The 7632-nt window shown below is 70.1% G+C and carries 7 protein-coding genes; 3 read left to right on the top strand and 4 right to left on the bottom strand.

Translation table 11 applies throughout. The features are described 5' to 3' along the window. From DPV74_RS36965 to DPV74_RS36980, 4 genes are all read right to left on the bottom strand, one after another. A partial coding sequence (locus tag DPV74_RS36965) for a hypothetical protein (RefSeq protein ID WP_162923245.1) occupies positions 1-223 on the bottom strand: 223 nt, incomplete at its 3' end. A gap of 16 nt (positions 224-239) precedes the next feature. Then, positions 240-587, bottom strand: coding sequence for a nitrite reductase small subunit NirD (nirD, locus tag DPV74_RS36970; protein WP_119338982.1), 348 nt, complete (start codon positions 585-587; stop codon positions 240-242). Between the two features lie 38 nt (positions 588-625). Continuing rightward, positions 626-3217 carry a nitrite reductase large subunit NirB gene (nirB, locus tag DPV74_RS36975; RefSeq protein WP_119338983.1) on the bottom strand — a complete coding sequence of 864 codons (2592 nt, stop codon included), beginning with the start codon at positions 3215-3217 and terminating at the stop codon, positions 626-628. 21 nt (positions 3218-3238) lie between these two features. Beyond that, on the bottom strand, positions 3239-4564 hold the full coding sequence (locus tag DPV74_RS36980) for an MFS transporter (protein WP_119338984.1): 1326 nt from the start codon (positions 4562-4564) through the stop codon (positions 3239-3241). Positions 4565-5292: 728 nt separating this feature from the next. On the opposite strand from DPV74_RS36980, the gene cobA reads away from it, so the two are divergent. The 3 genes from cobA to DPV74_RS36995 all read left to right on the top strand — a co-directional run. Then, positions 5293-6072 carry a uroporphyrinogen-III C-methyltransferase gene (cobA, locus tag DPV74_RS36985; RefSeq protein WP_119338986.1) on the top strand — a complete coding sequence of 260 codons (780 nt, stop codon included), beginning with the start codon at positions 5293-5295 and terminating at the stop codon, positions 6070-6072. A gap of 162 nt (positions 6073-6234) precedes the next feature. Beyond that, the gene (locus DPV74_RS36990) at positions 6235-6831 is read left to right on the top strand and encodes an ANTAR domain-containing response regulator (protein ID WP_042977474.1); all 597 of its coding nucleotides are present in this window, start codon (positions 6235-6237) and stop codon (positions 6829-6831) included. 5 nt (positions 6832-6836) lie between these two features. After that, on the top strand, positions 6837-7632 hold a 796-nt coding region (locus DPV74_RS36995), incomplete at its 3' end, for a CmpA/NrtA family ABC transporter substrate-binding protein (protein WP_119338985.1).

A 7632-nucleotide genomic window follows, 5' to 3' on the forward strand; every position in this document is an offset into this window, starting at 1 on the left:
CGAGGTCGTCCTCGCGCGCGCGGCGCACGAACGCGCGGTCGAGCCGCCCCGAGCGGCGCAGCGCGACGTGCGCCGACGAGCCCTTCGTGCACAGCCGCCCGAAGTTGGCCGGATGGTCGGCGTCGCCGGACACCTTGACGACTTCGCCTTCCTCGACGTGCAGCACCATCCCGCAGCCGACGCCGCAGTATGGGCACACGCTCTTGACGGGGGTGGCGGTCATGCGCGCTCCGGGGCGGTCAGGCCGCGATCCACACGAAGCCGTCCTCGACCCGCGACGGATACGTGCTCACCGACTGCTCGGGTGCCTCCAGGCATTCGCCGGTGCGCAGGTCGAAATGCTGCTTGTACAGCGGCGACGCGACGACGATGCGCTCGCCGAGGCTGCCGATCAGCCCGCGCGACATCACGGCCGCCTGCGACACGGGATCGACGTTGCCGATCGCGAACACGCCGCCTTCCTCGGCATGCGCGACGTGAAAGACCGCGACCTGCTCGCCGTTGACGAGCGCGCACACGCCGGTGTTCGGCACGATGTCGTCGAGCGGGCACACGCGGGTCCAGGACGGCGGCAGACGATCGTTCATGATGGGCTCCTTGGAAAAGACGCTGGTGTCGGTCAGGGTCAAACGGTGGCGGATTCGGTCACGGCCTGCGTCGCGCCTTCGACAACGACGGGAATCGTCACGGGCTTGCTGCGCACGCGTTCGCCGGGCGTCGCGGGCCGGATCTGGCCGCGCGTCTCGACGAATTCGATGGTCGTGTCCGGCGCATCGCTGTTCACGAAGTGACGGAAGCGCCTGCGCGTGTCGGGATCGGTGACGGCCCGCTTCCACTCGCACTCGTAGGTGTCGACCACGTGCTGCATGTCGGCTTCGAGTTCGGCGCCGATCCCGAGCCGGTCGTGCACGACAACGTCGATCAGGTAGTCGAGGCCGCCTTCGAGGTTGTCGCGCCATACGCTCGTGCGCTGCAGCCGGTCGGCCGTGCGCACGTAGAACATCAGCAAACGGTCGATGTAGCGAACCAGCGTCGCGCGGTCGAGGTCGGACGCGAGCAGTTCCGCGTGGCGCGGCTTCATCCCGCCGTTGCCGCATACATACAGGTTCCAGCCCTTCTCGGTCGCGATGATGCCGACGTCCTTGCCCTGCGCTTCCGCGCACTCGCGCGTGCAGCCGGACACACCGAACTTGATCTTGTGCGGCGCGCGCAGCCCCTTGTAGCGATTCTCGAGGTCGATCGCGAGGCCGACCGAATCGTCGACGCCGTAACGGCACCACGTCGAGCCGACACACGACTTCACGGTGCGCAGCGCCTTGCCGTATGCGTGGCCCGATTCGAAACCGGCCGCGATCAGTTCCTCCCAGATCGACGGCAGTTGCTCGACGCGCGCACCGAACAGGTCGACGCGCTGGCCGCCGGTGATCTTCGTGTAGAGCCCGTACTTCTTCGCGACCTGGCCGACGGCGATCAGCCCTTCCGGCGTGACCTCGCCGCCCGGCATGCGCGGCACGACCGAATACGTGCCGTCGCGCTGGATGTTCGCGAGGTAGTAGTCGTTCGAATCCTGCAGCCCCGCGTGTTCCTTCTTCAGCACGAATTCGTTGAAGCACGACGCGAGGATGCCCGCCACCGCCGGCTTGCACACGTCGCAGCCGAGGCCATGGCCGTGCTTCGCGAGCAGCGCGTCGAAGGTCGTGATGCGCTCCACGCGGATCAGGTGGAACAGCTCCTGGCGCGAATACGGGAAGTGCTCGCAGATATGGTTGTTGACCGCGAGGCCCTGCTTCTTCATCTCGGCCTTCATGATCTGCGTGACGAGCGGCACGCAGCCGCCGCACGACGTGCCGGCGCCCGTGCACGACTTCAGCGCGCCGAGGCTCGTCGCGCCGTCGGCGACCGCCGTGCAGATCTGCGACTTCGACACGTTGTTGCACGAGCAGATCTGGGCGCCGTCAGGCAGCGCGTCGACGCCGAGCGCCGGCTTCGCGACGCCGTCCGACGACGGCAGGATCAGGAATTCCGGCGACTCGGGCAGCTCGATGCGGTTCAGCATCATCTGCAGCAGCGTGCCGTATTCGGCCGCGTCGCCGACCATCACCGCGCCGTGCAGGAACTTGCCGCAGTCGGACACGACGAGCTTCTTGTAGACCTGGCGGCGCTCGTCCGCGTACTGGTAGGTGCGGCTGCCGGCCGTCGTGCCGTGCGCGTCGCCGATGCTCGCGACGTCGACGCCCATCAGCTTCAGCTTCGTGCTCATGTCGGCGCCCGCGAACGCAGGTGCGTCGTTCGTGTCGCCGCCCAGCTGCTTCGCGACCACGCGCGCCATGTCGTAGCCGGGGGCGACGAGGCCGTACACCATGCCGTTCCAGGCCGCGCATTCGCCGATCGCGTAAATGTCGGCGTCGCTCGTGCGGCATGCGTCATCGATCGCGACGCCGCCGCGCGGGCCGATTTCCAGGCCGCACGCACGCGCCAGTTCGTCGCGTGCGCGAATGCCGGCCGAAAACACGATCATGTCGGCGTCGAGATGGGAGCCGTCGGCGAACGCCATCCGGTGCGTGCCCTCTTCGCCGTCGACGATCTCGAGCGTGTTCTTGCCCGTATGCACGGTCACGCCGAGCGCCTCGATCTTCGCGCGCAGCATCCGGCCGCCGCCGTCGTCGACCTGCACGGCCATCAGCCGCGGCGCGAATTCGACGACGTGCGTGTCGAGCCCCATGTCGCGCAGCGCCTTCGCGCATTCGAGGCCGAGCAGCCCGCCGCCGATCACGACGCCGCGCTTCGCGTGCGTGCCGCACGCCTGCATCGCCTCGAGATCCTCGATCGTCCGGTACACGAAGCAGCCCGCGCGATCGTGCCCCGGCATCGGCGGCACGAACGGGCGCGAGCCCGTCGCCAGCACCAGCTTGTCGTACGCGAGCGTTTCCCCGGACGCGAGCGTGACCGTATGCGCGGCGCGGTCGATCGACGCGACGCGCGCGTTCAGGCGCAGGTCGAACTGCGGATGACGCTCGAAGAAGCCGGGTTCGACGAGCGACAGGTCGTCCGCCGACTTGCCCGCGAAGAACTCGGACAGGTGCACGCGGTCGTAGGCCGGGCGCGGTTCCTCGCCGAGCACGGTGACCTGCAGCGCCGCCGACGCGCCCGCTTCCGCCGCGACGCACTCGAGCAGCTTGTGGCCGACCATGCCGTGGCCGATGACGATGAGTTTCATGATGACGTTTCCCTCGGTCGATCAGTTCGCGACGCTGCCGGCAGCCAGCGCGCGGTCGCGCAGCTCGGCTTCGCGCGCCTTGTGTTCTTCGCTGAAGCGCACGGCCATCGCGCACAGCGCGGTCGCGGTGACGGCAAGGCCGAGCAGGCCGAGCGTGTGCTGCACGTCGCCGACGCCTTTGAGCAGGAAGCTCGCGGCGACCGCGCCGACGTTGCCGCCCGCGCCGACGATCCCCGCGACGCCGCCGAGTGCCTTGCGGTCGATGAAGGGCACCAGCGCGTAGGTCGCGCCGCACGCCATGTGCGTGAAGAGGCCGAACGCGAGCATCGCGACGAGTGCGATGCCGACGCTTTGCGCATGCGAGAACCAGATCAGCCCGAGCCCTTCGCCGACGATCAGCGCGCACAGCAGCATCGCGCGCACGTCGAGGCTGCGGCGCGCGGCGACCTTGTCGGACAGCCAGCCGCCGAGCGCACGTGCAAACAGGGCGAGCAGCCCGAACATGCCGACCGCGAAACCGGCGTCCTTCAGCGACAGGCTGAAGTGATCGACGTAGTACAGCGCGGCGATGTTGTGGATGAACACCTCGACGCCGAAGCACGCGCCGTACGTGATGAACAGCATCCACACGCGATAGTTACCGCAGGCCGCGAAGAAGCTCGCCCAGCCGCCCTTCTTGCCGCTGTCGACCGTCACGCCTTCCTTGCGCAGCGCGACGAAGTCGCCTTGCGGGCAATCCTGCGTGAAGCGCCAGTACGCCCAGGCCATCGCGAGCATCGCGACGCCCGGCACGACCAGCGCGACACGCCACGACGAATCCTCGCCGAAGCCGAGCATCAGGCCGGCGGCGACGAGCAGCGGCATCAGCGCCTGCGTCGCGCCCGCGCCGGCATTGCCCCAGCCGGCCGTCGTCGCGTTCGCGGTGCCGACGACGTTCGGCGCGAACATCACCGACGTGTGGTACTGCGTGATCACGAAGCCCGCGCCGATCGCGCCGATGCCGAGCCGGCAGATCAGGAACGACAGGTAGTCGTGCGTGAACGACACCGCGAACACGGGGATCGCGCCGAGCAGCAGCAGGCCGACGTACACGCGGCGCGGGCCGAAGCGGTCGCACAGCGGGCCGACCAGCAGCCGCACGGCGATCGTCGCGGCCACGGCCGCGATGTTGATGTTGGCGACCTGCGCCGCCGTCAGATGAAATTCGCGTGCGATCAGCGGCATCAGCGGCGCGCACGCGAACCACGCAAAGAAGCACACGAAAAACGCCATCCACGTCAGGTGGAACGCGCGCATCGGCGCGGTGCGGAGGCTGAAGAGATCGATACGGGTAGCTTTGTCGGTCATGTCATCCGCCAAACGAAAAACGGCGTCCTGCGCACCCGGTCTCGTCGAGACCCGATGCGTAGGACGCCGTTGCCCATGAAGCCCGTTGCCGGGCGCGTCTGTAATCGGTACTGCCGGACGAATCGCCATTGATTCGCCCGAACCGGCTTACGCAAACGCCATGCCATGTCGCCGCGAATCGGGCCCGCAGCCCCGCCGCGCAAGGCTCGTCCGGCGTCGTGCGGCGCCCGGCGACATCCGGCACACGACGCGCGGTGATGCAGCGAGGCACAGATGTGGTGCGATGCAGCACTGTCGCCGTGCGACATCGCGGTGCGCACGGGCGGGGCACGATGCACGCCGATGCGGCATTGCGGGTGCCGGCGCGCGGCGGCCTCAGGCAGGCACGGGGGCCGTACTTGGCCCGCAATTGGCCCGGATTCGGCCCATACTCGGCCCGCATTTCGCCCGCACGTGGCCATCGCGCGGCGCGATGCGCGCCGTTCCCGCCGCGCGGGCGCGACGGGCGATGCCGGTTGGCCCGGATATTGCTGAACCCGCTGCATGACACCGGCAACGGCGCCGGTGGGCAGTCCCCTCAAAACCGGGCCCGTCGTGCAGGCGGGCCGCCCAGGACAACGGCGTCCTCCCGTGCGCGGCACGGCCGGATGCCGATACGTCGACCGCCCGCCGCCGCCGCGCAACAACGCGCTATCGGCCGCCGCATGCAGGCGGCACTGGAACACGACATGACGACAGGCAAAGTCACCCTGCTGGGCGCCGGCCCCGGCGATCCCGATCTCCTTACGCTCAAGGCCGTGAAAGCGCTGGCCGCTGCCGACGTGCTGCTGCTCGACGATCTCGTCGCGCCCGGCATCGTCGAACTCGCGCCGCAGGCGCGCGTCATCCGTGTCGGCAAGCGCGGCGGTTGCCGCTCCACGCCGCAGGCATTCATCGAGAAGCTGATGCGCCGTTACGCACTGCGCGGCGCGCACGTGGTGCGCGTGAAAGGCGGCGAGGCGCTGCTGTTCGGGCGCGCCGGCGAAGAACTCGCGACGCTGCGCGCCGCCGCGATTCCGGTCGAGATCGTCAACGGCATCTCGTCGGGGTTCGCCGCCGCCGCGAGCCTCGGCATCTCGCTCACGCACCGCGCGCATTGCCACGGCGTCACGTTCGTCACCGCCCATCGTCAGGACCACGGCGAACCCGACTGGGCGCGTCTCGCCGCGACCGGCACCACGCTCGCGATCTACATGGGCATGAGCCGCGTCGACAGCATCGCCGCCGGCCTGCTCGCCGTGCTGCCGGCATCGACGCCGGCCGCGGCCGTGCAATGGGCCGGCACGCCCGACGAACGCCGCTGGACCGGCACGCTCGGCGATCTCGCGCACGGCATCGACGCAGCACGGCTCGGCAGTCCGGCCGTGATCCTCGTCGGCGGCGCGATCGGCGAAACGGCCGGGGCGGAGGTGCCGGACGCGGGCACAGCCGGGGCCGCGATCGACACGGTCTTCTCCCGGGCCGCGTAGCATGCGCGACACCACGCGGCACCGGCCGCCCACCTGCCATGAAAACAGCGGCGCCGTTCGCACCGGCTGCCGGGTCGCCGCGCGCGGCACCGGCACGACGTGCGCGCGGGGCCGCCTCCGATCCGCGCATCGCGCCACGATTTCGCCGCCGCCGTTCGCATCATGAGTGCGCCCGCTTCCTCCCCCCGCCTGCGCGTGCTGCTCGTCACCGATACCGACAAGCCGATCGGCGAGCTCGGCGACGCGCTCGCGCAGCTCGGCTACGACATGCTGAACGACGTCGCGACGCCCGCGCGCCTGCCGGCCGCCGTCGAGGAGCAGCATCCCGACGTCGTGATCATCGATACCGATTCGCCGTCGCGCGACACGCTCGAGCAGCTCGCGGTCATGCATGCGACCGCGCCGCGCCCCGTGCTGATGTTCAGCCACGACGCCAACCAGTCGCTGATCCGCGCGGCGGTCGGCGCGGGTGTCAGCGCGTATCTCGTCGAAGGGCTGTCGGCCGAACGCCTTGCACCGATTCTCGAAGTCGCGCTCGCACGCTTCTCGCACGACGACGCGCTGCGCCGCCGGCTCGCCGATGTCGAGCGCGAACTCGCCGAACGCAAGCTGATCGACCGCGCGAAGCGGATGCTGATGGACCAGCGCAGGCTGTCCGAACACGACGCGTATGCGGCGCTGCGCAAGCGCGCGATGGATCAGGGCCTGCGCATCGTCGACGTCGCGCGGCAGTTGCTCGACGCATCACCCCAGTCATGAGCGCCATGGACACCACCTCTCCCGTCGCGCCGGAACGCGCGCATCTTCGCCTCGGGTTCGTCGCGCTGAGCGACGCGGCCCCGCTGATCGTCGCACAGCACCTGAACCTCGGTGCGCGGCACGGCCTCACGCTCGAACTCAGCCGCCAGCCGTCGTGGGCCGCCGTCCGCGACAAGTTGCTGAGCGGCGAGCTCGACGCCGCGCATGCGTTGTACGGGCTGGTCTGCGGGCTGCAGCTCGGGATCGGCGGCCCGCAGGCCGACATGGCCGCGCTGATGGTGCTGAACCGCAACGGCCAGGCGATCTCGTTGTCGCGCGGCCTCGCCGACGCGTACCGCAACAGCGGCAGCGTGCGCGACGCGTTCGCGACGCTCGGCCGCAAGCCGCTCCTCGCGCAGACGTTCCCGACCGGCACGCACGCGATGTGGCTGAACCACTGGCTCGCGTCGCACGGCGTCGATCCGCTGCGCGACGTGCGCAGCGTCGTGATCCCGCCGCCCGAGATGGTGGCCGCGCTCGCCGGCGGCGAACTCGACGGCTTCTGCGCCGGCGAACCGTGGCATGCCGTGGCCGAGGCCTGCGACGCGGGGCGGACCGTCGCCGTCACGAGCGAGATCTGGCCCGATCATCCGGAGAAGGTGCTCGCGGCCCGGCGCGATTTCGTCGCGCTGTATCCGGCCACCGCGCGCGCGCTGATCCGCACGCTCGTCGATGCCTGCGCGTGGCTCGACAGCGCCACGCACCGTCGCGAGGCGGCCGGCTGGCTCGCGTCGCCCGACGCGCTCGGCGTGCCGGCGCGGC

Source organism: Burkholderia sp. HAN2018 (genome assembly GCF_024704855.1).
GTDB lineage: Bacteria > Pseudomonadota > Gammaproteobacteria > Burkholderiales > Burkholderiaceae > Burkholderia > Burkholderia cepacia.

What these genes read in the sequence shown, in the direction of transcription:
- nirD (WP_119338982.1), bottom strand. Translation starts at nt 587, where the DNA reads ATGAACGATCGTCTGCCGCCGTCCTGGACCCGCGTGTGCCCGCTCGAC.
- nirB (WP_119338983.1), bottom strand. Translation starts at nt 3,217, where the DNA reads ATGAAACTCATCGTCATCGGCCACGGCATGGTCGGCCACAAGCTGCTC.
- DPV74_RS36980 (WP_119338984.1), bottom strand. Translation starts at nt 4,564, where the DNA reads ATGACCGACAAAGCTACCCGTATCGATCTCTTCAGCCTCCGCACCGCG.
- cobA (WP_119338986.1), top strand. Translation starts at nt 5,293, where the DNA reads ATGACGACAGGCAAAGTCACCCTGCTGGGCGCCGGCCCCGGCGATCCC.
- DPV74_RS36990 (WP_042977474.1), top strand. Translation starts at nt 6,235, where the DNA reads ATGAGTGCGCCCGCTTCCTCCCCCCGCCTGCGCGTGCTGCTCGTCACC.